Here is a 24,603-nt window from a genome sequence, read left to right on the forward strand (position 1 = left end):
AAAACAAAAACAGACACAACCAAGCACCACGGGAAAACGCGGAACCAGGCTGCACAAAATTTGAAACCAGCTGAAAAACAACCAGATCACACCACGGGGTGGCACAATCCAGTCAATTCAACCAATCCATATAAATAAATTGGTATCAACAAACTTGGCACACTATTGAGTTCTCAAACAACAGACACATTCGAATACTTCTCAAACAAATATTTGAATTCCGATGAATTCTTTGTTAGTATTTCTTCGCTGCGATGTTTCTAGCTTATTTCATTCATTTCCACTTTGCAAATCCGGATATTCTCCAGAAATTCACTCGGTGGAATGAATCCGCCCAGCAAAACGTGAAGCAATTTTCCATCTCTGCGCCTTGCGCATGAAGAATTGCTTCTCATTTGTAGGGGGTCTGTCACCACTCAGCGGCGGCGACTCAGAAAACAATACACGCTCCTCCCCGGCCGTGCAAATCGGCCGGAAAGGAGCGTGCGGTTGACTCCTGGAGACTGCTAGTTCGAGGACAATGCTACTTCCACGGTCGCAAGATTCTTCTTCCCCCGGCGCAGCAGCAGGTAGCGCCCGTGCAGTAGTTCGGTTCCTGGAATGACGGCGTCGGGATCGGTCACCTTGGTGTTGTTTACATAGGCGCCGCCTTCACCCACGGTCCGGCGGGCAGCCGACTTGCTGTCCGAGAGCCCGGAGGCCACGAGCAGGTCAACGATGCCGAGGCCGTCGGCGTTAACGCGGGCCAAAGGCAGTTCAGCGGTTGCGGCCGCAAGGGTGCGCTCGTCCAGAGCTGCGAGGTCCCCGCCACCGAACAGTGCCGCCGAGGCGGCGATGACCTTCTCAGTTGCTTCCACGCCATGGACAAGCGAGGTCACTTCGAACGCAAGCCTCCGCTGGCCCTCCCGTGCAAAGGGACGTTCGGCGATGGAAACTTCCAAGGCTTCGATTTCGGCGCGGGTCAGGAAAGTGAAGACCTTCAGCCTCGCCGCAACGTCGGCATCGGCCGTGTTAAGCCAGAACTGGTAAAAGGCGTACGGGCTGCACATCTCCGGATCGAGCCAGATGGCGTTGCCTTCGCTCTTGCCGAACTTGGTGCCGTCCGAATTGGTGATGAGCGGCGTGCCGAGTGCGTGCACGTGCTTGCCTTCAACCTTGCGGATGAGTTCGGTACCGCTGGTCAGGTTGCCCCACTGGTCCGATCCCCCAGTCTCCAGGACGCAACCGTAGTCCCGGAAGAGCTGCAGGTAGTCCATACCCTGGAGGATCTGGTAGCTGAACTCGGTGTAGCTGATGCCTTCATCCGAGCTGAGGCGGGAGGCAACGGCATCCTTGCGAAGCATGGTGCCGACGCGGAAGTGCTTTCCGATTTCGCGAAGGAAGTCGATAGCGCTTAGCGGGGCGGTCCAGTCCAGGTTGTTGACCATCCTGGCGGCGTTTTCGCCTTCGAAGCTCAGGAAGCGGCGGACCTGCGCCTGGAGGTACCCGACCCACTCGGAGACGGTGTCTTTGGTGTTCAGGGTGCGTTCCGCCGTCGGCCGCGGGTCACCGATCAGTCCTGTCGACCCGCCAACGAGGCCCAGGGGCTTATGCCCGGCCAGCTGAAGCCGGCGCATCAGGAGCAACTGCACGAGGTTGCCCAGGTGCAGGCTGGGTGCTGTGGGGTCGAACCCGCAGTAATAGGTGATCGGGTCCCCGGCGAGCAGCTTCTCCAGTTCCACTTCATCAGTGGAAACGTGGACTAGGCCGCGCCAGTTGAGCTCTTGCCAGATGTTGGCAAAGCCCGGATCGTTCTGCTGGGACTCGAGATCATTTAGTTGGGACACGTGATCTAAGTTAGCAGGATTGGCTGGTCCCCAGCGCAGCGTGACAAGTCCGGCCAGCGCAGCGTGACAAGTCCGGCCAGCGCAGCGTGACAAGTCCGGCCAGCGCAGTGCGACGGTGCCGCCGGGCGGCAGGAGGCCGGTAGGGTCCGGTCCTCCCGCCATCGGGGATTAGCGTTCGATGCCTGCCGGCACCGGGGCGGCTGCGATCAGCCGCAGCCGCTGCGTTGGCCGGGTCATGGCAACGTAAAGATCGCCCACCCGTCCGTGCTCATGGTTGAGCATCATGGCCGGCTCCAGCACCACAACGCCGTCGAACTCCAGGCCCTTGGCTTCCCTCGGGCTGATGACGACAATGTCCTGCTCGTAGCTGCCGGCACCGGTACCGACGCGTCGGCCGTAGGCGGCGCGCAGCGCCGACGTGGCCTGCGGCAGCAGTTCGCCGTCGGCAATCACGGCGAGCAAGCCGCCGTCGAGCGCGTCCAGCTCGTCCGGGATGACCTCCACGAGCCGGCTGACCACCGAACCGTCATCCACACGGTCAATGATCGGTGACCAGCGGCCTTCGCGGACGGCCTTGGGGGCCGAAACAACCAGCCCGGCAGCGGTGGCCATCCTGGCGGCTGCTTCAGCGATCTGTGACGGCGTGCGGTAGTTGACCGTGAGTTCCTCAAGCTGCCAGCGGTCGCCGAACATCGGTTCCAGCGCGCCCTGCCACGAATTGGCACCCGCTACGGAACTGGTCTGGGCGATGTCGCCGACGATCGTGAACGACTTCAACGGGCAGCGCCGGACCAGCAGGCGCCATTGCATCGGCGAGAGTTCCTGGGCCTCGTCAACCACAATGTGCCCGAAGGCCCAGGTGCGGTCGCTGGTTGCCCGCTCCGCCGCAGTGAGCCGCGCTTCGCGCTCCTGGTTCTGGTCGACGAGTTCCTCGGCCGTCATCAGCACGTCCACGCCGGCGGTTTCCATGTTCACCAGCGTCTGCTTCGCGTTGGCGATGTCCCGTGCGCGGTCGTGCTCCTGCTGGGCCAGTCCGCGGCCGGCCGCGGGATCAAGCTCGCCGAGCAGTTCGGCGGCTTCATCCAGCAACGGCACGTCCGCTTCGGTCCACGGGCTGTCAGCCGGACGGCTGAGCAGGGCGCGTTCAGCGTCGGTGAGGTCAGGGGTGCAGGCTTCCAGGATGGCCGGCTTGCTGAACAGCTCGGAGATGAGCTTTTCCGGTGTCATCGGCATCCAGCAGAGATTCAGTGCGATCCGGACATCGCGCGCCGTGCGGACGTCCTCGGCCAGATACGAGCGGTCCGCGTTGTTGCCGATGCTGCCGGCCTCGACGAGCTCGGTCATCTGTTCGGTCAGCTCGCGAAGCAGGATCTTCACGAACGTCAGGCGCGCCTCGTTGTGCGGCTTGTGGGTGGCGCGGGCCTTTTCCCGTGCCCGGCGCACCTGGCGCGGGGTCAGGACCAGCTTGCGGCCGTCCACTTCAAGGATCCGGTTCTCGGCCGGAATGCGCTGCCGGTTGGACACCGCATTGGCCACCACCTCGGCCATGGACAGCCGTCCCTTAACCGCTGCGACGTCCGATTCCTGTTCCGGTACGGCATTGACGCCCGGCATCAGCCGCCCGACACTCGCCATGACAACGCCCGTCTCGCCGAGGGACGGCAGGACGCGCTCGATGTACTTCATGAACGACGACGACGGGCCCACGAGGAGCACGCCGGCAGTCTTGAGCCGGTCGCGGTGGGTGTAGAGCAGGTACGCGGCCCGGTGCAGTGCGACGGCGGTCTTGCCCGTTCCGGGGCCACCCTGGACGACGACGGCTCCGGAGATGGAGGAGCGGATGATCCTGTCCTGTTCGGACTGGATGGTGCCCACGATGTCCGACATGCGTCCGGTGCGCTTGGAGTTCAGGGCCGCCAGCAGCGCACCCTCCCCCTGCAGCGATTCATTGTCGGCCAGCATGCCGGCGTCAAGGACGTCATCTTCAATGGCCTTGACCTCGCGGCCCTGCAGGATCAGGTGGCGGCGGCGGCGTACGCCCTGGCGGTCGAAGGCCGTGGCCTGGTAGAAGTGCCCGGCTTCGGGCGCGCGCCAGTCAACCATGAGCCGTTGGAGGTCGTCGGTGGTGAGGCCGATACGGCCGATGTACTGGGCCTCCCCCGAGTCCAGGTCGAGGCGGCCGAATACCAGCCGGTCGTCTACAGCATCGAGCTGCGCCAGGCGGTCCTCATAGAGGGCCGCGAAGGCGTCCCGTTCGGAAACATTCTGCATGGTTCCCACGGCTCCGGCACGGCGGACCTGGGCCAGTTGAGTGCGCTTTTCCGCGCGCAGTTCATCCAAGCGGGCATACAGTCCAGCAACATAGTCCCGTTCATGGGCCAAATCAGCGTCGAGCATCGAGACTTTCCCCTATCGCAAAAGACGGACCGTCCATTCTACAACCATTTTGATGAACGCGCCTGAAACATTTCAGTTTCGCCGTTTTCCGGCGCCAAACTCCGGCGCCAAACTCCCCGCGGCCGGACTCCCCACGGCACCGGTCCCGGCGGGACCACGTCATATCCTGATGAGCGAGCGGACACGGTGGCCGGTAAGTGCCGAACGCCCGCGCAGCTCGCCGAGCTCCATAACCACGCCCACCCCGGCAACGTGGATTCCGCAGCGTTCGAACAGCCTCGTGGCGGCGCCGAGCGTGCCGCCGGTGGCCAGGACGTCGTCGAGAATCAGTACACGGCTTCCGGCCGGCAGGTCGGTGGTGTGCAGTTCAAGGGTTGCGGTGCCGTACTCCAGCGCGTAGTCCTCCGCGACCACCTTGCGAGGGAGTTTGCCGGCTTTCCGGACTGTGATGACGCCCGTGTTGGTGGCGTAAGCGGCAGCGGCTGCCAGCAGGAAGCCGCGGGCCTCAACTCCGGCGACGGCGTCGAACTGTCCTTTGAACGGCTCAACCAGTGCGTCCACAACAGCGTGCAGCGCCGCACCGTTGGCAAAGACGGGCGTCAGGTCCTTGAACACGATTCCCGGCTTGGGGTAGTCCGGTACCGTGGCGCACAGGCTGTTGATCAGCTGGTCCACGGGAACGGTTCTTCTGGCTTGGCCCGGCTCGCTTTGATTCACGCATCCACCCTATGCCGGTGGCGGCCATTCTTCACGGTCCGCCCCGTGTAGCAGCGGCGCGTAAACCCCAGTAGCGACGGCGCCTAAACCGGACGGGCTTTCGCGGCCTTGTAGCGCGAGACCGTGGGATCACCGGTCAGCCAGTACCGCCACGGATAGGCGTGGCTGCCGCCCGCACCTGAAACCCCGACGCGCGGCCCCGTGCTGATGTCGCGTGCCCGGGACACCGGCAGCTCCAACCTGAACGGTTCGCTGAGGGCGTCCCGGCCGCTGTCCGCCGTCGTCAGTCCCAGCGCCGTGGCCAGCCGGGCAGGTCCACTGGCCAGGTCCTTGGGGGATTTCGACGTCGGACGCCTGGCGCGGGCAAGTTCCTGGCCGCCCACTATTTCCCCGCCGCGGAGCAGGAGCGCAGAGGCAACGCCCGGCGGTCCGCAGACAATGTTGGCACAGTAGTGCATCCCGTAAGTGAAGTAGACGTACAGGTGCCCGGCCGGTCCGAACATGGGCTTGTTGCGTCCAGTGGGTCCGCGGAAAGTGTGCGAACCGGGGTCCGGGTGCTGCGAGTCGTACGGACCGAGGTAGGCCTCCACCTCGGTGATCCGCACCGAGACCGAACCTTCGGGACTGGCGTAGCTGAGCACTGCACCGAGCAGCTGTGGCGCCACGTGCCGGGCGTCCCCGGACAGCAGCTGACGCACGGAGTGTTCGTGTCCGGCTCGTGGCGGGCTGCTGCTCATGCATCGACTTTAACAAAGACCGCCTCAACTAGGCCGCCACGGCCGTGTCCGATTTCCGCTAGCACCGGGTGCGGCGAGCTGACAGGATGGAGCCATGGACTTCTGGCAGCGCTACCGGGCAATCGATGCCCGCGACACCCGCTTCGACGGGCAGTTCTACACGGCTGTCCGGACCACGGGCATCTACTGCCGTCCGTCGTGCCCGGCCAGGACGCCAAAGGCGGAGAACGTCACGTTCTACGAAACCTCCGCTGCCGCCCATGACGCGGGGTACCGGGCCTGCAAGCGCTGCCTTCCGGAAGCCGTTCCGGGCACGCCCGCGTGGAACATCCGTTCCGACATTGCGGGCCGGGCCATGCGGCTCATCAACGACGGCGTGATCAACCGCGACGGCGTGGAGGGGCTGGCCTCGCGGCTCGGATACTCCTCACGGCAGCTCAACCGGATCCTGAGCCACGAGCTGGGCGCCGGTCCGTTGTCGCTGGCACGGGCCAGCAGGGCGCAGACCGCCCGGACCCTTCTGGTGTCCACCCGGATGAAGCTTGCCGACGTTGCCTTCGCAGCCGGGTTCAGCAGCGTCCGCCAGTTCAACGAAACCATCGGCGAGGTCTTCGCCATGACGCCGACGGCGCTGCGGGGCACCGCCCGCCACCACCGGGCACCGGCCGCCACCACGGCATTGACGCTCAGCCTGCCTTACCGTGAACCGTTCGATCCGGGCATCTTCGGCTTCCTCGCGGTCCGGTCCATCCCCGGGATCGAGACCGGCACCGCAACCTCCTACGCCAGGACCCTGCGGCTCCCCCACGCCGATGCCCGCTTCAGCGTTGAGTACGACGACGGCGCCCCGGGGCGGCCCCTGGTCCTCACCATCGGGGCGGTGGACCTGCGGGATCTGCCATCACTGCTGAGCCGGGTCCGGCGGCTCCTCGACCTCGATGCCGACCCGGTGGCCATCGACAGCGCGCTGGCAGCCGATCCGCGGCTGGCTCCGGCGGTAAAGGCCCTGCCCGGCATGCGGATGCCCGGGGCCGTGGATCCGCAGGAGCTGCTGATCCGCGCCATGATCGGACAGCAGATCACCGTCGCGGCTGCCCGGACCGCACTGACCCAGCTGTCCGCTTGCGGAAGCGAGAGCCTGGTGCCCGCGGACGGCCTGCACAGGTTGTTCCCCACGGCCGCCCAGATCGCCGACCCCGGCTTCGGCCTGCTGCGTGGTCCGCAGCGGCGGATCGATTCCCTCCGTACCGCCGCTGCCGCGATGGCCTCCGGCGGCCTGGAATTTGGCTACGGCGACGACCTCGCCGGGTTGCAGGCCAAGCTCCTCCCGCTCCCCGGGGTGGGACCGTGGACCGTGGGATACGTTGCCATGCGGGTGATCGGTGCCCCGGACGTGTTCCTGGCCAACGACGCCGCGGTGAAAAACGGGATCCTCGCGCTCGACGCTGCAACACAGGAGGACCACCGGCTGCCCGGCGAACACAGTTCGGACTTCACCGAAGTAAGGCCCTGGCGTTCGTATGCCACCATGCACCTCTGGCGCGCCGCGGCCCTGCGCACCAAGTCCAAACCCAAGCTCCCGGCACCCACGGTGTCTGCCGTTCCGGCAGTTTGACCCAAAAGACGTGACCCAAAAGACGTGACCCACGAAGACTCAACCCAAGGAAACAAAGCCATGAAAGCCGAACTGCTGACCATGTCCACTCCGGACGGCCCGTTTACCATCATTGCCCGCGACGGTGCCGTGCTGGCGTCCGGCTGGACCGCGGAGCCGGCGGAGCTGACCGGCCAGATCCATCCTGAGCTGCTGCCGGATGAGTTCGTTCCGGTTCTTGAGCTGGGCGAAATTTCTGACGCCGTGGATGCTTTCTACGCCGGCGATCCGGAGCCCGCCATGCGGGTGCCGGTGCTGCAGAAGTCCGGGCCGTTCCGCAGCCATGCCTGGGACGTGCTCCGGACCGTCAGCCCCGGACGGCCGGTGACGTATACCGAATACGCTGAACTGTCCGGGAACCCGAAGGCTGTCCGCGCCGCGGCCAGCGCGTGTGCCTTCAACGCGGCAGCCCTGTTCGTGCCGTGCCACCGCGTGGTGCGGACGGACGGCAACCTGGGCGGATTCAGGTGGGGGCTCACGGTCAAGGAGAGCCTGCTGGGACGGGAAAAACGCTGACACCAGCGGCGTGCGCTGCCGGCTATTTGGTGATCGGAACGCCCGAGGGCCAGGGCAGGAGCTCCGGGAGGTCAACTCCGTCGGCAGCAGCAGATGCACGCAGGCTTCCCAGCGAAGGTTCGCGTCCCGCCAGCCAGGCGGCGATGTCGGTCAGCATTCCGTTGATGACAGTGGACCGGTTTCCCGTGCCAATGCTCACCGGCGGCAGGCCCAGGGGTTGGAGCACGAACTTCTGCCCCTCAGGCACGCGCGCCGCCAGGAATCCGAACAGCTGCTCGCAGAACGTGCGGCTCCAGGTTTCCGGACCGAGTCCGGTGTTGAGGTCCGAGGTGTGGATCACGAGTTCCCGCCACAGTGCGGAACCGCCGTCCAGCACCACTCCGCCGCGGTAGGAAATCGGCGCCTGCCAGCCGGCAGCATCCAAAGAATCGAAGGCCCGCAGTGCCCGTTCCAGCGCAGAGTCCAAATCGGCACGGTGTTGCGCCAGGGTGTGCCCGGCAGCCATCCCGATGGCCTTCGTGCGGCCGTCATAGCCGCCGTCGTAGAGATCAACCGTCTCCCCGCGGCCGGCGAATTCGAGTTGCCGGGCCATGGCGTTGGAGATCCCGGCGATGTGCGCCAGGACGTGCCCGCGCGTCCAGCCGGGCAACGTGGACGGTGCCGGGACGTCGGCTTCGGTGAGTTTGCCGGCCTGGGAGGCAACGACGTCGGCAGCTTTGTGGAGTTCGGTGAGCAGTGCGTCGGGTGTGATTGCGGTCATACGGCAATCGTAGCGGACAGTTAATCCGACTTAACGCAGCCCGTTTTCCCGGCCCGGACCATAGCGGTGGCGCACGTGGCGGCGGTCGTGGCGGGCCTGCCAGAACTCAATCTCCAGTGGCTGGATGGCATAAAGCTGCCAGTCCGGGTTCCGGCTGCCGTCCGCCGCGGGCCGGGCGTCCCAGTCCGCCGCCGAAGCCTCCGCGGAAAGCTCCACGACGCGGCCGGCCACACGGACCTGCCTGCCTTGCAGCGGCCAGTAGAAATTCAGCGCCGCCTTCGGGTTTGCTGCGAGTTCCCGCCCCTGGCGTGAGGTGCGGGACGTCGCGATGTGCCAGCCACCGTCGTCGATGTCCTTCAGGATCAGCATCCGGGACGACGGTTGCGCCCCGGCACCCACGGTGGCCAGGCTGCACGCGTGGGGTTGCGGCTCCCCCGCGGCCAGCGCTTCCGCGAGCCACCACCGGAACAGTTCGGCCGGGTCCGCGGGGGCCGCCGCCGCGTCAAAATCCGGAAGGTCCTCCGGGAAGTCCGGCAGGGCACGGAGGTACTGGCGGAAGGATTCGCTCATGGCGCCATGGTAGCGGGGAGTTTTCGCTCGTTAACGCGCAACGCTCTCTCACTTTTCGCAGGAAAATCGGCAACGCTCTCTCACTTTCTTGAGGAAAGTGAGAGAGCGTTGGCCGTAAAGCTGCAGGAAGTGAGAGAGCGTTGGCCGTAAAGCTGCAGGAAGTGAGAGAGCGTGCGGCTGTTAGCCGCCGTACTCCCGCACGCCGGCAAGCTCTGCTTCCAGCGCGAGCAGCTGGCGCTCGACGGCGGCCGGTGCCGTTCCGCCCTGGGAGTTGCGGCTGTTGAGCGAACCTTCGGTGCTGAGGACCGTGCGGACCTCCGGCGTCAGGTGCTCCGAGATCGCGGCGAATTCCTCATCCGTGAGGTCCCACAGCTCAACATCCCGGCTTTCGGCCTGCTTGACCGCGGCTCCGGAGAGCTCGTGCGCCTCGCGGAACGGAACGCCCTGGCGGACCAGCCATTCGGCAATGTCCGTGGCCAGCGCGAAGCCCTGGGGTGCCAGCGACTCCATCCGTTCGGTGTTGAACTTCAACGTCGCGATCATGCCGGAGACTGCCGGGAGCAGGACTTCCAGCGTGTCGGCGGCATCGAAAACCGGCTCCTTGTCCTCCTGCAGGTCGCGGTTGTACGCGAGCGGGAGGCCCTTGAGCGTGGCCAGCAGCCCGGTCAGGTTGCCGATCAGCCGGCCGGCCTTCCCGCGCGCCAGTTCAGCCACATCCGGGTTCTTCTTCTGCGGCATGATCGAGGACCCGGTGGAGTAGGAATCGTGCAGGGTGACGAAGGAGAATTCCTTCGTGGCCCACAGGATGACTTCCTCCGAGACCCGGGACAGGTCCACGCCGATCATGGCGGTGACCCAGGCGAACTCGGCGAAGACGTCGCGCGAGGCGGTGCCGTCGATCGAGTTGTGCGTTGCCGAGAAGAAGCCCAGGTCCGCGGCCACGGCCTCAGGGTCCAGGCCCAGCGAGGAGCCCGCGAGGGCCCCCGAACCGTAGGGCGAAACGCCAGCGCGCTTGTCCCAGTCCTGGAGCCGCTGCACATCGCGCAGCAGCGCCCAGGCGTGGGCCAGGAGGTGGTGGCTGAGCAGGACCGGCTGGGCGTGCTGCAGGTGGGTCCGTCCGGGCATGGCCACACCCTGGTGCGCCTTGGCCTGGCCCACCAGCGCCTCGATCGTTGCCAGCACGCCGCGGGCAATGATCCGGGCGTGGTCACGCAGGAACATCCGGCCGAGCGTGGCCACCTGGTCATTGCGTGACCGCCCGGCGCGGAGCTTGCCGCCCAGCTGGGTTCCGGCGCGCTCGATGAGTCCGCGTTCCAGCGAGCCGTGGACGTCCTCATCGGACTCCGCCGGCAGGTAGGCGCCGGAGGCAACGTCGTCGTCCAGCTGCGCCAGGGCAGCGAGCATGCCTTCGAGCTCCGCGTCGTCCAGCAGCCCGGCCTTGTGCAGCACGCGGGCGTGCGCCTTGGATCCGGCGATGTCATAGCGGGCCAGCCGCCAGTCAAAGTGGGTGGACTTGCTCAGTGCCGCCAGGGCGTCCGCGGGGCCGCCGGCAAAGCGGCCACCCCACAGGGCGCCCGTGTTGGTAGCTTCTGACTTCTTTTCAGCCACAGGGGCTACTTTCCTGCGACGCGGATGTCGCGGCCGGAGGCAACCTTGGCGGACATTCCCCACAGCTCGATGAAGCCGCGGGCCATCGACTGGTCGAAGGTGTCGCCGGTGTCGTAGGTGGCGAGGTCGAAGTCGTAGAGCGAGGTGTCGGAGCGGCGGCCGTTGACTACTGCCTGGCCACCGTGCAGGGTCATGCGGATGTCGCCGGAGACGTACTTCTGGGTGTCCTCGATGAAGGCGTCCAGGGAGCGCTTGAGCGGGGAGAACCACTGGCCGTCGTAGACCAGTTCGGACCAGCGCTGGCCGACAGTGGCCTTGAAGCGGGCCTGCTCGCGCTCAACGGTGATGTCCTCGAGGTGCTTGTGCGCGGTGATCAGCGCCATGGCGCCCGGAGCTTCGTAGATCTCGCGGGACTTGATGCCGACGAGGCGGTCCTCGACGACGTCGATGCGGCCCACGCCCTGGGCGCCGGCGCGGCGGTTGAGTTCCTTGATGGCCTGCAGCGGGGTGACCTTGACGCCGTCGATCGCTACCGGAACACCGGCTTCGAAGGAGATGGTGACCTCATCCGGGGCCGGCGGAAATTCCGGGGTGGCGGTGTAGTCGTAGATGTCCTTCGTGGGGGCGTTCCAGATGTCCTCGAGGTAGCCGGTTTCGACGGCGCGGCCCCAGACGTTCTGGTCGATCGAGTACGGGTTCTTCTTGGTGGTCTCGATCGGCAGTCCCTTTTCCTCGGCGAAGGCGATGGCCTTGTCGCGGGTCAGGGCGAGGTCGCGGACCGGAGCGATGCACTTCAGGTCCGGGCCGAGGGTCTGGATGCCGACTTCGAAGCGGACCTGGTCGTTGCCCTTGCCGGTGCAGCCGTGGGCCACGGTGGTGGCGCCGAACTCGCGGGCGGCCTTGACCAGGTGCTTGACGATCACCGGGCGGGAAATCGCGGAGACCAGCGGGTAGTGGCCCTGGTAGAGGGCGTTGGCCTTCAGCGTGGGCATGCAGTATTCGTTGGCGAACTCATCGCTGGCGTCGGCCACGTACGCTTCGACGGCGCCGCAGCCCAGCGCGCGCTGGCGGATGGTCTCCAGCGACTCGCCGCCCTGTCCGACGTCGACCGCCACGGCGATGACCTCGGCGCCGGTGGCTTCGCCGATCCAGCCGATGGCTACGGAAGTATCCAGGCCACCGGAGTAGGCCAGAACAATACGCTCAGTCACGGAAATGCTCCTTAGTTGTTTGGTGATGCTTGATGTCTGATGAAAGTTGTTGGTGAAGCTGCCTGCTAAGAGCCTGTCACATCGCTGTGGCGGGCCCAATCCCGCGGCGTTCCGCCGGGCTATTGGCTGCCGGCTTCCTCGGCGAACTGCAGGAAGCGGGCGGCCACCTCCGCGCCGCCCATCGGGTCCCGCGTGACCAGCAGCACGGTGTCATCCCCGGCGATGCTCCCCAGGATGGAGGGCATGACCGAATGGTCGATGGCCAGGGCGAGGAAGTTCGCCGCTCCCGGCGGGGTCCTGAGCACCACGATGTTCGCCGAAGCTTCGGCCGTGACGAGCAGTTCGCCGCACAGCCGGGCCAGGCGGGCGTCCAGGATCTCCTGCGTGACGCCGGACTTGGCCGCACGCTCCCCGCCCTCCCCCGGAACGGCGTAGACGAGTACCCCGTCCTTGCCGCGGACCCGGACTGCGCCGAGCTCCACGAGGTCGCGGGACAGCGTGGCCTGGGTGACCTGGACGCCGTCGTCCGCCAGCAGCGCGGCCAGTTCCGCCTGCGAGCGGACCGACTCGCCGGTCAGGATCGCGGTAATCCGCGCCAGCCTGGCCGTTTTGGTGGCCGGACTCGGGCCCTGCGCCGCCGGGGGGACGGACATTATCCGCGTCCCCCGACCGGTGCCAGCCCGTCAACAACGGCCAGCCCCGATTGGTGCATGAGCCAGGCCATCAGTGCCTTCTGGGCGTGCAGGCGGTTTTCCGCCTCGTCCCAGACGATCGACTGCGGGCCGTCAATGACTCCCGCGGAGATCTCATAGCCCCGGTACGCCGGCAGGCAGTGAAGCACGACGGCGTCCGGCGCCGCCAGCTGCATCGCCGCTTCGTCCACGGAGTATTCGCGGAACAGCTGGAGCCGGGCTTCCTTCTCGGCCTCCTGGCCCATGGACACCCAGGTATCGGTGGCGACGACGTCGGCGCCCTTGAGCGCCTCCGCGGCGTCCGTGGTGATCAGGACCGAGCCGCCCGTTTCCGCTGCCCGCTCTTCCGCCGCAGCCACGATGTCGGCGGACGGCAGGTAGCCGTCCGGACCGGCGATGCGCACATGCATCCCGGCTGTCACGCCCGCCAGCAGGTAGGAGTTCGCCATGTTGTTGGCGGAGTCGCCAAGGTAGCTCATGGTGAGGCCCTTGAGCTCGCCCTTGTGTTCCTTGACGGCAAGCAGGTCGGCCAGCAGCTGGCAGGGGTGGTAGTCGTCGCACAGCGCGTTGATGACCGGGACCTTGGAATTTTCGGCCATGGCCACGAGCCCGGCGTGTGCGCCGGTCCGCCAGACGATGGTGGAGACCATGCGCTCCAGGACCTTGGCCGTGTCCTCCACCGATTCCTTGTGGCCGATCTGCGCCTCCCCCGGGTTGATGATCAGGGCGTTTCCGCCCATGTCCGCTACGCCGGTGGCGAAGGAGACCCGGGTCCGGGTGGAGGTCTTGTCGAAGATGACGGCGACAGTTTTCCGTCCGCTGCCTTCAGCGGCGAACGGCTGGACGCTGTAGGGCGCGGCCTTCATGCGCACGGCGAGGTCCAGGACCTCGGCCTGCTCGGGCGGGGTGAGGTCGGTGTCCTTGAGGAAGTGACGGGTGGTTACTGATGCTGTCACAGGGGCGTTCACTGGGCATCCTTTGCGGTCTGGAGGAGCATGGGCAGTGCCTGGACGAAGCTGTCGGCCTGTTCGGCGGTCAGGATCAGCGGCGGGGCGAGGCGGATGGTCCGCGGACCGGTGCTGTTGACGATGAAACCGGCCTCCAATCCGGCGGTGACCACGGCGGGCGCGACGTCCGCGTCCAGGTCGAAGCCGATCAGCAGGCCTTCGCCGCGCACTTCCGTGACGCCGTCCACCTCGGCCAGCTTCGCGCGGAGGCGTTCCCCCACACTGCGGACGTTGTCCAGGACGCGCTGGCTCTCAATCGCGTGCAGCGTGGCCAGCGCGGCGGCTGTAGCCACCGGGTTCCCGCCGAAAGTGGTGCCGTGCTGGCCGGCCGTCAGGAGTGCGGACGTCTCAGGGCCGAAGGTGACAAGCGCCCCGATCGGGAAGCCGCCGCCCAGGCCCTTGGCGAGGGTCACGGCGTCGGGCACGATCCCGGCGTCTTCACTGGCAAGCCATTTGCCGGTGCGGCCGATGCCGGTCTGGACTTCGTCGAGAATCAGCAGTGCGCCTGCCTTCGTGGTGGCTTCGCGCGCGGCCTGCAGGTAGCCGGCGGGCAGCGGCCGGACACCGGCTTCGCCCTGGATCGGTTCGAGGAAGACAGCCGCCGTCGTTTCATCGATGGCGGCCACGAGGGCGTCGATGTCCCCGAACGGAATGTGCACCACACCGCCGGGCAGCGGTTCAAACGGCGCCCGGTACGCTTCCTTGGCGGTCAGCGCCAGGGCACCCATGGTCCTGCCGTGGAAGGCGCCCTCAAGGGCGATGATCTTGGTCCGTGTTTTCCCGCTCCCGGCTTCGCCGGACAACAGACCGGCGCCGGAGTTGCGCCGCGCCAGCTTGAACGCCGCTTCGACGGCTTCGGTTCCGGAGTTCGCGAAGAACACCTTGGAACCGGCCGGTGCCTTGCTGAGTTCGAGCAGCTTTTCGGCCAGCGCGATCTGCGTGGGGCTGGTGAAGAAGTTGGAGACGTGGCCCAGGGTGGCCAGCTGGCTGGAAATCACCGACGTCACGAACGGGTGGGCGTGGCCCATGGCGTTCACGGCGATGCCGCCCAGCAGGTCGAGGTACTCCTTGCCGTCCGCGTCCCAGACCAGGCATCCTGCGCCGCGGACCAGGACACGCTGCGGCGTGCCGAAGACGCCCATGAGTGAGGAGGAGTACCGGGTCAGCCACTCGGCCCCGGTTGTGTGGCCACGGGTCTCCACCAGTTCGACAACCGGGGACTTTTCAATCTGGCTCATGCGTTCGTTTCCTCGTCCGGGACAACCTGCGTGCCGATGCCCGCAGCAGTGAATGTTTCCAGCAGCATGGAGTGCGGCAGGCGCCCGTCCACAATGTGCGCCCGCTCCACTCCTTCGTCGACCGCCTTCAGGCAGGCGGCCATTTTGGGGATCATGCCCGACTCAAGCCGCGGCAGCATCTCCCGCAGCTCCGACGCCGTCAGGGACGAGATGAGCGATGACCTGTCCGGCCAGTTCGCGTACAGGCCCTCGACATCGGTGAGGATGACCAGTTTGGAGGCGCCCAGGGCAGAGGCGACGGCGGCCGCCGCGGTGTCCGCGTTGACGTTGAGGACCTGCCCGGTGGTCTGGAACCGCCGGGTACCCTCCTCACTGCTGCCTTCGTCAATGATTTCCGGGGCAACAGTCGAAATCACCGGGATCCGGCCGGCAGCGAGGATATCAACGATGCCTTCCGGGTTGACGCCGACGACCTCGCCGACGAGGCCCAGGTCCACTTCTTCGCCGTCCACGACGGTTCCCGTGCGGACGGCGCGCAGCAGGCCGCCGTCCTCTCCGGACATGCCGACGGCGTAGGGGCCATGGGAATTGATGAGGCCCACGAGTTCGCGGCCCACCTGGCCGGTCAGCACCATGCGGACCACGTCCATGGCTTCGGGGGTGGTGACGCGCAGGCCGCCTTTGAATTCGGACTCTATGCCCAGGCGGCTGAGCATGGCGTTGATCTGCGGACCGCCGCCGTGCACCACGACGGGGTGGATTCCCACATGGTGCAGGAACACCACGTCCTCAGCAAATGCACGGCGCAGCTCCTCGTTGACCATGGCGTTGCCGCCGTACTTGATCACCATGGTGGAGCCGGCGAATCGCTGGATCCATGGCAGGGCCTCGATCAGCGTGCCGGCCTTGTCCTGGGCAGTTTTTGCCGAATCGGCGCCGATCGACGTGGTGTCGCGTGTCTGGGTGTTCATGCTGTCTCCCCGGAAGGTGGGTGCGCCACCTAGCTTGAGTAGGCGCTGTTTTCGTGGACGTAGTCGTGCGTGAGGTCGTTGGTCCAGATCGTGGCCTCTGCCTCTCCGGCCCGCAGGTCGATCTCCACGAGAACCTCGCGGGGCTCGAGGTCCACGAGGCTGCGGTCCTCGCCGATGCTTCCGTTCCGGCAGATCTGCACGCCGTTCATGGAAACGTTCAGCTGGTCCGGTTCGAATGCGGCATCGGTGGTGCCAACGGCGGAGAGCACGCGCCCCCAGTTGGGGTCCTTGCCGAAAATGGCGGCCTTGAACAGGTTGGAACGGGCCACGGCGCGGCTGACGATCTCGGCGTCCCTTTCGCTGGCGGCGTTGAAAGTGCGGATCGCGATGTCGTGGCTGGCGCCCTCGGCGTCGCCGATCAGCTTGCGGGCCAGCTCGGCGCAGACCTGGGTCAGTCCGGCACCGAAGTCCCTGGCGGCGGGCACGGCACCCGAGGCGCCGGATGCCAGCAGCACCACGGTGTCGTTGGTGGACATGCAGCCGTCCGAGTCCGCCCGGTCAAAGGTGACCCGGGTGGCGTCCCGGAGCACGACGTCGAGCATTTCAGGCTGGACGTCCGCGTCGGTGGTGATGACCACCAGCATGGTGGCCAGCCCGGGAGCAAGCATGCCGGCGCCCTTGGCCATGCCGCCGATGGTGTACTCGTTGCCTTCGGTGTCCTTGCCGGTGAAGACGGCCTCCTTGGACACGGAATCCGTGGTCATTATCGCCGTGGCAGCGGCAGGGCCGCCGTCGGCGCTGAGGGCCGACTTCGCCGCACTGATGGCCGGGATGATCTTGTCCATGGGCAGCTGCTCACCGATCAGGCCGGTGGAACAGACAAAAATATCCGTGGCCGAGACGCCCAGCACTTCGGCGGTCTTTTCCGCAGTGGCGTGGGTGTTCTGGAAGCCCTGCGGGCCGGTGCAGGCGTTGGCGCCGCCCGAGTTGAGGATGACGGCGTCGACGCGGCCGTCCTTGACCACCTGGCGCGACCAGTGCACAGGGGCCGCGGCCACGCGGTTCGACGTGAACACCGCCGCTGCCGCCTTCGAGGGGCCGTCGTTGACGACGAGGGCAAGATCCGGGTTCCCGGACGTCTTCAGTCCGGCTTTGACGCCGGCGGCCCGGAATCCCTTGGATGCGGTAACGGTCACGGGGCAACTCCCTGCAGGTTGAGGCCGGCGGTTTCCGCCAGGCCAAGGGCGATATTCATGGACTGCACGGCGCCGCCGGCGGTCCCCTTGGTCAGGTTGTCGATGGCGCACGTGACGATGACGCGGCCGGTGTGGGCATCGAAGGCAAGCTGCATCACGGCGTGGTTGGAGCCCTGGACGGCCTTCGTGGCGGGCCACTGTCCTTCGGGGAGCAGGTGCACGAACGGCTCGTCGTCGTACGCCTCTTCCCAGGCGCTGCGCAGCTCTGCCGCCGTGACGCCGGGCTTCACCTTTGCCGTTGCGGTGGTGAGGATGCCGCGGCTCATCGGGGCAAGGGTGGGCGTGAAGGATACCGTCACAGCCGCGCCCGCGGCATTGCCCAGCCCCTGTTCAATCTCGGGGGTGTGCCGGTGTCCGCCGCCCACGCCGTAGGGGCTCATGGACCCCATGATCTCGGAGCCGATGAGGTTGACCTTCGCGGCTTTCCCGGCACCCGAAGTGCCCGAGGCAGCGACAATCACGACGTCGTCGGGCTGCAGGAGCCTGCCGGCGAACCCGGGCGTCAGGGCCAGCAGGGCCGACGTCGGGTAGCAGCCCGGCACGGCGATCCGCTTGGCTCCCTTGAGCTTTTCCCGCTGGCCCGGAAGTTCGGGCAGCCCGTAAGGCCACGTCCCGGCGTGCGCGGAACCGTAGAACTTTTCCCAGGCTGCGGGATCTTCCAGCCGGTGGTCGGCGCCGGCGTCGATCACGACCGTGCCCTCGGGCAACTGCGCCGCGATTTCCGCGGAGGCCCCGTGCGGCAGTGCCAGGAACACCACGTCGTGGCCCGAGAGGTTCTCCACGGTGGTGTCCTCAAGGATGCGGCTGGCCAAACCATGGAGATGCGGCTGCAATTCGCCTAGTCTGGAACCGGCGTTGCTGTGCGCTGTGATGGCGCCGATGGTGACGTCAGGGTGTCCGGCCAGGAGCCGAAGCACCTCGCCGCCGGCGTAACCGCTTGCACCGGAAACGGCAACAGAAATAGTCATGGGAATGACTATACAGCAAGACTATGCATAGAGGCCGATATTTATGCATCAACTCCCACCTGCCCTCATTATGAGCGTGAGCGTATGCTTGGAGAAGGGTGATCCTGACCGTGCGGTCCGAATGTCGGCTGCAGCGTTGCCCGTAACAGTTACGAGGCCCCGAGTCCATGACCCCCACAACTACTTCGGAGCGCCCCCAGTCGCGCGTCCGGCAGCCTAATGCGGTTGTCCTGAGCTACTCAGAACTCCTCAAGAGCGTCAAGGCAGCGGGCCTGCTCGAACGACGCGTCGGCTTCTACGTCACGGTGTTCTCCATCCTGGTGCTCCTCATGACCGCCACCTGGTTCGGTTTCGCGCTCATCGGTGACAGCTGGTTCCAGCTCCTGATCGCCGCCGCCCTGGGCATCCTGTGCACCCAGCTGAGCTTCCTGGCCCACGAGGCCGGGCACCGCCAGATCTTCGCCTCCCGCCGTGCCAACGACTGGGCCGCAAGGCTGCTCGCCACGTCCGTGGCCGGCATGAGCTATTCCTGGTGGGAACAGAAGCACGGCGCTCACCACAACCACCCGAACGTCATTTCCAAGGACCCCGACATCGCGCCCGGGCCCATCGCTTTCCACACCGAAGCGGTTGTCGCCCGGCAGGGACGGTTCGCCTTCCTCACCCGCAAGCAGGGCTGGTTCTTCTTCCCGCTCCTGTTCCTGGTGGGCCTCGGCCTGCAGATCGATTCGGTCAAGTTCATCTTCCGCCGCGCCAAGGTCACGCACCGCTGGGTTGAAATCCCGATCCTCCTGGCACGCCTGAGCCTGCTGCCGGTCCTCACCTTCACTTTCCTGCCGTGGGGCATGGCCCTGGCGTTCATCGGCGTCCAGCTCGCCGTCTTCGGCTTCTACATGGGCGCTTCCTTCGCCCCGAACCACAAGGGCATGCCGGTCCTGCCCGCGGACAGCCGCGTGGACTTCTTCAGCCGCCAGGTCCTGACGTCCCGGAACATCTCCGGCGGCCGTTTCATGGACATCCTGCTGGGCGGCCTCAACCGCCAGGCCGAGCACCACCTGTTCCCGGACATGGCCCGACCGCAGCTGGACAAGGCCGCCAAGATCGTCCGCGAATACTGCGCCAAGCACCAGGTTCCCTACACGGAGACCACCCTGCTGCAGTCCTACGGCATCATCGTCCGCTACCTCAATGACGTGGGCCTCTCCGCGGGCCGCCACTTCGAATGCCCCATGGCTACCGTCACCCGCCGCTACTAGGCGCACGCCGCTTAGGCGCCCACCCGCATTCCACGTTTGACCCGAAGTGACGGCCGGTTACCGGCCGTCACTTCGTCGTTGGCAGCGGTGTCCCTAGGATGGATCCAGTATCCGGGCCTGGAAATCCCAGCCCAGGGAAGGAGACACATGATGCATGCAATCGTCGCCCGCCAGGCGGGCGGTCCGGATGTTCTGGAGCTGGCAGAGGTGGCTCGGCCGGTGCCCGGTCCCGGCCAGCTCCTGGTAAAAGTCGCCGCCACCGGGGTGAACTTCATCGATACCTACAAGCGCAGCGGCACGTACAAGGTGCCCTATCCGTTCACTCCGGGCTCCGAGGCAGCCGGCACGGTGGAGGAGCTGGGCGAGGGCGTAACGGTGTTCTCCGTCGGAGACCGGGTGGCCACTGCCGAAGGCACCAACTGCTATGCCGGATACATCCTCATCAACGAGGACAAGGCACTGCCTGTCCCCCGCGGCGTGGACGACTTCACCGCGGCCGCCCTTCCGCTCCAGGGCATCACCGCGCACTACCTGATCAATTCCTCTTTCCGCGTCGAGCCGGCCCACACGGTGCTGCTGCACGCCGGAGCCGGCGGCGTCGGCCTGCTCATGATCCAGCTGCTCAAGGCGAAGGGCGCCCGCGTCATCACCACCGTCTCCACCGACGACAAGGGGAAGCTGGCCCGCGAAGCCGGCGCCGACCATGTGCTGCGCTACGAAGGCTTCGCCGCGCGGGTCCGGGAACTGACCGACGGAACCGGCGCGGACGCGGTGTACGACGGCGTCGGGAAGGACACGTTCGACGGTTCCCTGGCTGCCCTGCGTGTCCGCGGCACGCTTGTTCTCTTCGGAGCCGCATCCGGACCGGTTCCGCCGTTCGATCCGCAGCGGCTTAACGCCGGCGGCTCCCTGTACCTGACCCGGCCGACCATAAACCACTTCCTGCGCAACGCCCAGGAACGCCGCTGGCGCTCCGATGAGATCTTCGCGGCGGCCGCCAACGGCAGCCTCAAGGTCCGGATCGGCGGCCGCTACGACCTGGCGAAGGCAGCCCAGGCCCACGACGACCTGGAACAGCGCCGCACCACCGGCAAGGTCATCCTGGTTCCCTGACCCGATACAGGAGGGCCGGTAATAGGCGACCCCGGTAAACGCGGCGCAAACACCCTGCGAACCCCCGGCGAACTGCGACACCTTCTGTTCATCTTGTGCGGAAAGAATCACCCCGTGACTGAACAACCGCAAGCTCCCGGCTCCGCGCCGGAGACCGGCACCGATGCGCGTCCGGCCCTCCGGAACCTGTACCTGCCGCAACTGCCGGGCGCCGCCGCGCCGCCCGAGCGGACGCTGATCGACATCCTCCAGGAGACGGCCAGGAAGTACCCGGAGGCCTCGGCCCTGGACGACGGCCACCGGCGGCTGAGCTATGCACAGCTGATGGCCGACGTCCGGGCAACCGCGCGTGAGCTGCACCAGGCGGGCCTCGGGGCCGGCGACAAGATCGGCGTCCGCATCCCGTCCGGCACCAACAAGCTGTACGTCTCCATCCTGGCGGTCCTGCTGATCGGGGCCGCGTACGTCCCGGTGGATGCTGATGACCCCGACGAACGTGCCAAGCTGGTGTTCGGTGAAGCCCGTGTGGCTGCCATCCTCCGGGCCGACGGCGAGATCGTCACAGGGGGCAAGCGCCCGCAGCCGTTCCCGGATCCCCGGATGCCGAAGCCCGACGACGACTCCTGGGTGATCTTTACCTCCGGCTCCACCGGCACGCCAAAGGGAGTCGCCGTGCAGCACCGGTCCTCGGCCGCATTCGTCGATGCCGAAGCCCGGATCTTCCTGCGGGACGAACCCATTGGCCCCCAGGATCGCGTCCTGGCCGGACTGTCCGTGGCGTTCGACGCTTCCTGCGAAGAGATGTGGCTGGCCTGGCGCTACGGTGCATGCCTCGTCCCCGCTCCGCGATCGCTGGTCCGCACCGGAATGGACCTCGGTCCGTGGCTGATCAGCCACGGGATAACAGTGGTGTCCACGGTGCCCACCCTCGCCGCACTGTGGCCGGCCGAAGCGCTGGAAAACGTGCGCCTGTTGATTTTCGGCGGCGAGGCCTGTCCGCCGGAGCTCGCGGAGCGGCTCGCCGTGGACGGCCGGGAAGTGTGGAACACCTACGGACCGACCGAAGCCACCGTAGTGGCGTGCGCGGCGCCGCTGGGCCTGCCCGGTCCCGTCCGGATCGGCCTGCCGCTGGACGGCTGGGACCTTGCCGTGGTTAATGCGGGCGGCGTTCCGGTGGCAGCGGGCGAAGTGGGCGAGCTCATCATCGGCGGCGTGGGGCTGGCCCGGTACCTCGACCCCGCCAAGGATGCCGAAAAGTACGCGCCAATGCCATCCCTTGGCTGGGCCCGGGCCTACCGGTCCGGAGACCTGGTCCGCTACGAAGCGGAGGGCCTGGTCTTTATGGGGCGCGCGGACGAGCAGGTGAAGCTCGGTGGCCGGCGGATTGAACTCGGCGAGATCGACGCGGCGCTGCAGGCACTGCCGGGGGTTGCCGGCGCGGCGGCGGCGGTGCGCACGACGGCGGCCGGGAACCAGATCCTGGTCGGCTACCTTGCCCCTGCGGGCACCGCGGACATCGACCTCACCGCCGCGCGTGGTCTGCTGGGGGCCAGCCTTCCGGCAGCGCTCATCCCACTTCTAACGGTGGTTGAATCCCTGCCCACGAAGACAAGCGGAAAAGTTGACCGCCACTCCCTGCCCTGGCCGTTGGCCGGAGCAGGGGCTGCCGACGCGGACAATGCCCCACTGAACCTGTCGGACGACGCCAGCTGGATCGTGGAGCAGTGGGGCCGCGTCCTGGGGACACCGGCGTCCAACCTGGATGCGGACTTCTTCGCCCACGGCGGCGGATCCCTCGCAGCAGCGCAGCTGGTCTCGGCGCTGCGGGTCCGTTACCCCACCATCACCGTGGCCGACATCTACGCCACCCCCAGGGTGGGCGCACTGATCGACGCCGCCCGTCAATCCCTGCCTGAAGGGGTGGCCGGTCCGGCGCCCGAGCGGGAAGTCCGCCCCACGGCATTGAAGTCGCAGATTTTCCAGACGCTGATGGGCGTCCCCCTGCACATCCTGGTGGGCATGCGCTGGCTCACCTACGTCATGGCGGCCAACAACCTGCTGGCAGCCTTTGCCGGCTTCTCGGCGGCTCCGGTCATCTCGTGGTGGTGGGTGGCCGCCTCCTGGCTGGTGTTCGTGAGCCCGGCCGGCCGGATGGGCATCTCTGTCCTGGCTGCCAGGACCCTGCTCCGGAAGGTGGTTCCGGGCACCTACCCCCGGTCCGGCAAGGTGCACCTGCGGCTGTGGCTGGCGGAACAGATCCAGGATCTGTCCGGCGCCATCAGCCTCGCAAGCGCTCCCTGGGTTCCCTATTATGCGAAGGCCCTTGGCGCGAAGATCGGCAACGATGTCCAGCTGCATTCCCTTCCGCCGGTCACCGGAATGCTGTCGCTGGGGCGCGGCTGCAACATCGAACCCGAAGTGGATCTGTCCGGGTGGTGGATCGACGGCGATTCCGTCCACATCGGCCGGGTCCATGTCGGGGCGGGCGCAGCGGTTGGGGCGCGCAGCACGCTCATGCCGGGCGCAAGCATCGGCGCCGGCGGCCAGGTGGAGCCGGGTTCCGCCGTGCTCGGAAAAGTCAAGGCCGGGCAACTCGTTGCCGGTTCCCCCGCCGAGCGGATCGGCAAGGCCAAACACTCATGGCCGGAGACGCCGCCCGCCCATCCACTGATCGGCAGGCTCTGGTTCGGTGCATTTGCCGCAGCCTCCGCCGTTCTGGCCACCATCCCCTACGTGTCCGCTTTCGCAGGGGCGTTCGTGGTGTTCCTCTTCATCCGCGGCAGCGAATCCCTCTCGGCTGCGGTGCCCCAGGTCCTGGCCTCGCTGCCGCTGGCGGCGCTGGCGTGGTTCATCACCAATCTCCTGCTGATCCTCGCCACGACCCGCCTGCTGGGCGTGGGTCTCACTGAAGGCTACTTCCGGGTGCGGAGCCGGATCGGCTGGCAGGTCTGGGCTACGGAACGGGTGCTGGACCTGGCCCGCGATGTCCTGTTCCCCATTTACGCCAGCCTCTTCACCCCGGTCTGGCTGCGGTTGCTCGGAGCCAAGGTGGGGAAGAACGTGGAGGCGTCCACTGTCCTGCTGCTCCCCAAGATGACAACCGTGGGCGAGGGTGCGTTCCTTGCGGACGACACCATGGTGGCGTCCTACGAGCTTGGCGGCGGATGGATGCGGATTGCCCCGGCAAAGATCGGCAAGCGCTCCTTCCTCGGCAACTCCGGGATGACCGGTGCGGGACGCAGCGTCCCCAAGAACTCGCTGGTGGCCGTCCTCTCGGCCACCCCGGCCAAGGCCAAGTCGGGCACCTCCTGGCTCGGCAGTCCGCCCGTGCGGCTGCGGCGCACGGCCATCGCCACAGACAACACCCTGACGTTCCAGCCGCCCCTGCGGCTGAAACTGGCGCGCGCCCTGTGGGAGCTTTGCCGGTTCATCCCGGTGATCCTCACGGTGGCCCTGGCCGCCGGCGTGATGCTCGCGTTCGACTGGCTCGCCTCGGTGTCCGGCTACGGTATCGCGGCCCTGCTGGGCGGCCTCGTGCTCCTTGCAGCAGGTGCCGTCGCCGCGGCCAGTGCCGTCGCCGCCAAATGGCTGCTGGTGGGCAGGATCAGGGCCGGCGAGCACGCCCTGTGGAGTTCCTTCATCTGGCGGAACGAGGTTGTGGATACCTTCATCGAAATGGTCAGCGCACCATGGTTCGCCCGCTCGGCTTCGGGAACGCCGGCCCTCGTCTGGTGGCTGCGGGGCCTGGGCGCGAAGATCGGCCGCGGCACGTGGTGCGAGAGTTACTGGCTGCCCGAGGCCGATCTTGTGACGCTGGGCGAGAGTTCAACGGTCAACCGGGGGTGTGTGGTCCAAACCCACCTTTTCCACGACCGCATCATGAGCATCGACACTGTTACCCTCGAAGACGGAGCCACGATGGGACCACATGGCGTCATCCTTCCGCGGGCACGCATCGCGAGGGGCGGCACCGTGGGGCCGGCATCCCTGGTCATGCGCGGCGAAACCGTTCCCGCCGCGACGTACTGGATGGGCAATCCGGTCAGCCCGTGGGCAGGCCCGGCAGTCCCGGCTCCGCGGCTCAAGTAGCTCCAGCACGGCATGTC

Annotated in this window: 19 protein-coding genes; 5 read left to right on the plus strand and 14 right to left on the minus strand. The window is 66.8% G+C overall.

The genetic code is table 11. The features are described 5' to 3' along the window. Positions 1 to 506 precede the first annotated feature (506 nt). From tyrS to J7I79_RS11135, 4 genes are all read right to left on the minus strand, one after another. Positions 507 to 1,826, minus strand: coding sequence for a tyrosine--tRNA ligase (gene tyrS / locus J7I79_RS11120; protein ID WP_214953148.1), 1,320 nt, complete (start codon positions 1,824 to 1,826; stop codon positions 507 to 509). A gap of 168 nt (positions 1,827 to 1,994) precedes the next feature. Then, entirely contained in the window at positions 1,995 to 4,223 is a 2,229-nt protein-coding gene (locus J7I79_RS11125) for an AAA family ATPase (RefSeq protein ID WP_214953150.1), read from the minus strand. A 159-nt stretch (positions 4,224 to 4,382) separates the two neighbouring features. After that, positions 4,383 to 4,940 (minus strand): adenine phosphoribosyltransferase, encoded by a 558-nt coding sequence (locus tag J7I79_RS11130; RefSeq protein WP_214953152.1) that lies wholly within the window; start codon positions 4,938 to 4,940, stop codon positions 4,383 to 4,385. Positions 4,941 to 5,023: 83 nt separating this feature from the next. After that, positions 5,024 to 5,677, minus strand: coding sequence for a DNA-3-methyladenine glycosylase (locus J7I79_RS11135; RefSeq protein ID WP_214953154.1), 654 nt, complete (start codon positions 5,675 to 5,677; stop codon positions 5,024 to 5,026). A gap of 94 nt (positions 5,678 to 5,771) precedes the next feature. Here J7I79_RS11135 and J7I79_RS11140 point away from each other — a divergent pair, with 94 nt between their 5' ends. Together J7I79_RS11140 and J7I79_RS11145 are read left to right on the plus strand one after the other, a co-directional pair. Continuing rightward, complete coding sequence (locus J7I79_RS11140; protein ID WP_214953156.1) at positions 5,772 to 7,292, plus strand: AlkA N-terminal domain-containing protein; 1,521 nt, start codon at positions 5,772 to 5,774, stop codon at positions 7,290 to 7,292. 60 nt (positions 7,293 to 7,352) lie between these two features. Further along, complete coding sequence (locus J7I79_RS11145) at positions 7,353 to 7,847, plus strand: methylated-DNA--[protein]-cysteine S-methyltransferase (protein WP_214953158.1); 495 nt, start codon at positions 7,353 to 7,355, stop codon at positions 7,845 to 7,847. 22 nt (positions 7,848 to 7,869) lie between these two features. Here the strand turns inward: J7I79_RS11145 and J7I79_RS11150 are convergent, their stop codons facing one another. From J7I79_RS11150 to argC, 10 genes are all read right to left on the minus strand, one after another. Beyond that, positions 7,870 to 8,607: a maleylpyruvate isomerase family mycothiol-dependent enzyme gene (locus J7I79_RS11150; RefSeq protein ID WP_214953160.1), complete on the minus strand. Its 738-nt coding sequence runs from the start codon at positions 8,605 to 8,607 to the stop codon at positions 7,870 to 7,872. Between the two features lie 30 nt (positions 8,608 to 8,637). Next, complete coding sequence (locus J7I79_RS11155) at positions 8,638 to 9,177, minus strand: pyridoxal 5'-phosphate synthase (protein WP_214953162.1); 540 nt, start codon at positions 9,175 to 9,177, stop codon at positions 8,638 to 8,640. 180 nt (positions 9,178 to 9,357) lie between these two features. Then, positions 9,358 to 10,785, minus strand: coding sequence for an argininosuccinate lyase (gene argH / locus J7I79_RS11160; RefSeq protein ID WP_214953164.1), 1,428 nt, complete (start codon positions 10,783 to 10,785; stop codon positions 9,358 to 9,360). Positions 10,786 to 10,790: 5 nt separating this feature from the next. Further along, on the minus strand, positions 10,791 to 11,996 hold the full coding sequence (locus J7I79_RS11165) for an argininosuccinate synthase (protein WP_104172431.1): 1,206 nt from the start codon (positions 11,994 to 11,996) through the stop codon (positions 10,791 to 10,793). Between the two features lie 119 nt (positions 11,997 to 12,115). After that, entirely contained in the window at positions 12,116 to 12,649 is a 534-nt protein-coding gene (locus tag J7I79_RS11170) for an arginine repressor (RefSeq protein WP_104172432.1), read from the minus strand. Continuing rightward, positions 12,649 to 13,644, minus strand: a complete 996-nt coding sequence (argF, locus tag J7I79_RS11175) for an ornithine carbamoyltransferase (RefSeq protein ID WP_214953477.1) — start codon at positions 13,642 to 13,644, stop codon at positions 12,649 to 12,651. The genes J7I79_RS11170 and argF overlap by 1 nt, the downstream gene beginning before the upstream one ends. An 8-nt stretch (positions 13,645 to 13,652) precedes the next feature. Beyond that, positions 13,653 to 14,933, minus strand: a complete 1,281-nt coding sequence (locus J7I79_RS11180; RefSeq protein WP_214953166.1) for an acetylornithine transaminase — start codon at positions 14,931 to 14,933, stop codon at positions 13,653 to 13,655. Continuing rightward, positions 14,930 to 15,904, minus strand: a complete 975-nt coding sequence (gene argB / locus J7I79_RS11185) for an acetylglutamate kinase (protein WP_214953167.1) — start codon at positions 15,902 to 15,904, stop codon at positions 14,930 to 14,932. Before argB ends, J7I79_RS11180 begins: the two co-directional genes overlap by 4 nt. 29 nt (positions 15,905 to 15,933) lie before the next feature. Further along, on the minus strand, positions 15,934 to 17,100 hold the full coding sequence (gene argJ / locus J7I79_RS11190) for a bifunctional glutamate N-acetyltransferase/amino-acid acetyltransferase ArgJ (protein ID WP_214953169.1): 1,167 nt from the start codon (positions 17,098 to 17,100) through the stop codon (positions 15,934 to 15,936). Further along, positions 17,097 to 18,128, minus strand: coding sequence for an N-acetyl-gamma-glutamyl-phosphate reductase (gene argC / locus J7I79_RS11195; RefSeq protein ID WP_214953171.1), 1,032 nt, complete (start codon positions 18,126 to 18,128; stop codon positions 17,097 to 17,099). Before argC ends, argJ begins: the two co-directional genes overlap by 4 nt. A gap of 167 nt (positions 18,129 to 18,295) precedes the next feature. On the opposite strand from argC, the gene J7I79_RS11200 reads away from it, so the two are divergent. From J7I79_RS11200 to J7I79_RS11210, 3 genes are all read left to right on the plus strand, one after another. Continuing rightward, complete coding sequence (locus tag J7I79_RS11200; RefSeq protein ID WP_214953173.1) at positions 18,296 to 19,384, plus strand: acyl-CoA desaturase; 1,089 nt, start codon at positions 18,296 to 18,298, stop codon at positions 19,382 to 19,384. Positions 19,385 to 19,531: 147 nt separating this feature from the next. Next, positions 19,532 to 20,497 carry a quinone oxidoreductase gene (locus tag J7I79_RS11205; protein WP_214953175.1) on the plus strand — a complete coding sequence of 322 codons (966 nt, stop codon included), beginning with the start codon at positions 19,532 to 19,534 and terminating at the stop codon, positions 20,495 to 20,497. 114 nt (positions 20,498 to 20,611) lie between these two features. After that, entirely contained in the window at positions 20,612 to 24,586 is a 3,975-nt protein-coding gene (locus tag J7I79_RS11210) for a Pls/PosA family non-ribosomal peptide synthetase (RefSeq protein WP_396020192.1), read from the plus strand. Positions 24,587 to 24,603: the final 17 nt, after the last annotated feature.

Source organism: Arthrobacter sp. ISL-69 (genome assembly GCF_018613775.1).
In the GTDB taxonomy this organism is placed as follows: Bacteria; Actinomycetota; Actinomycetes; order Actinomycetales; family Micrococcaceae; genus Arthrobacter.

Coding starts and splice junctions, on each gene's coding strand:
- J7I79_RS11125 (WP_214953150.1), bottom strand. CDS start 4,223: ATGCTCGACGCTGATTTGGCCCATGAACGGGACTATGTTGCTGGACTG.
- J7I79_RS11135 (WP_214953154.1), bottom strand. CDS start 5,677: ATGAGCAGCAGCCCGCCACGAGCCGGACACGAACACTCCGTGCGTCAG.
- J7I79_RS11140 (WP_214953156.1), top strand. CDS start 5,772: ATGGACTTCTGGCAGCGCTACCGGGCAATCGATGCCCGCGACACCCGC.
- J7I79_RS11145 (WP_214953158.1), top strand. CDS start 7,353: ATGAAAGCCGAACTGCTGACCATGTCCACTCCGGACGGCCCGTTTACC.
- J7I79_RS11150 (WP_214953160.1), bottom strand. CDS start 8,607: ATGACCGCAATCACACCCGACGCACTGCTCACCGAACTCCACAAAGCT.
- J7I79_RS11155 (WP_214953162.1), bottom strand. CDS start 9,177: ATGAGCGAATCCTTCCGCCAGTACCTCCGTGCCCTGCCGGACTTCCCG.
- J7I79_RS11170 (WP_104172432.1), bottom strand. CDS start 12,649: ATGTCCGTCCCCCCGGCGGCGCAGGGCCCGAGTCCGGCCACCAAAACG.
- J7I79_RS11180 (WP_214953166.1), bottom strand. CDS start 14,933: ATGAGCCAGATTGAAAAGTCCCCGGTTGTCGAACTGGTGGAGACCCGT.
- argB (WP_214953167.1), bottom strand. CDS start 15,904: ATGAACACCCAGACACGCGACACCACGTCGATCGGCGCCGATTCGGCA.
- argC (WP_214953171.1), bottom strand. CDS start 18,128: ATGACTATTTCTGTTGCCGTTTCCGGTGCAAGCGGTTACGCCGGCGGC.
- J7I79_RS11200 (WP_214953173.1), top strand. CDS start 18,296: ATGACCCCCACAACTACTTCGGAGCGCCCCCAGTCGCGCGTCCGGCAG.
- J7I79_RS11205 (WP_214953175.1), top strand. CDS start 19,532: ATGATGCATGCAATCGTCGCCCGCCAGGCGGGCGGTCCGGATGTTCTG.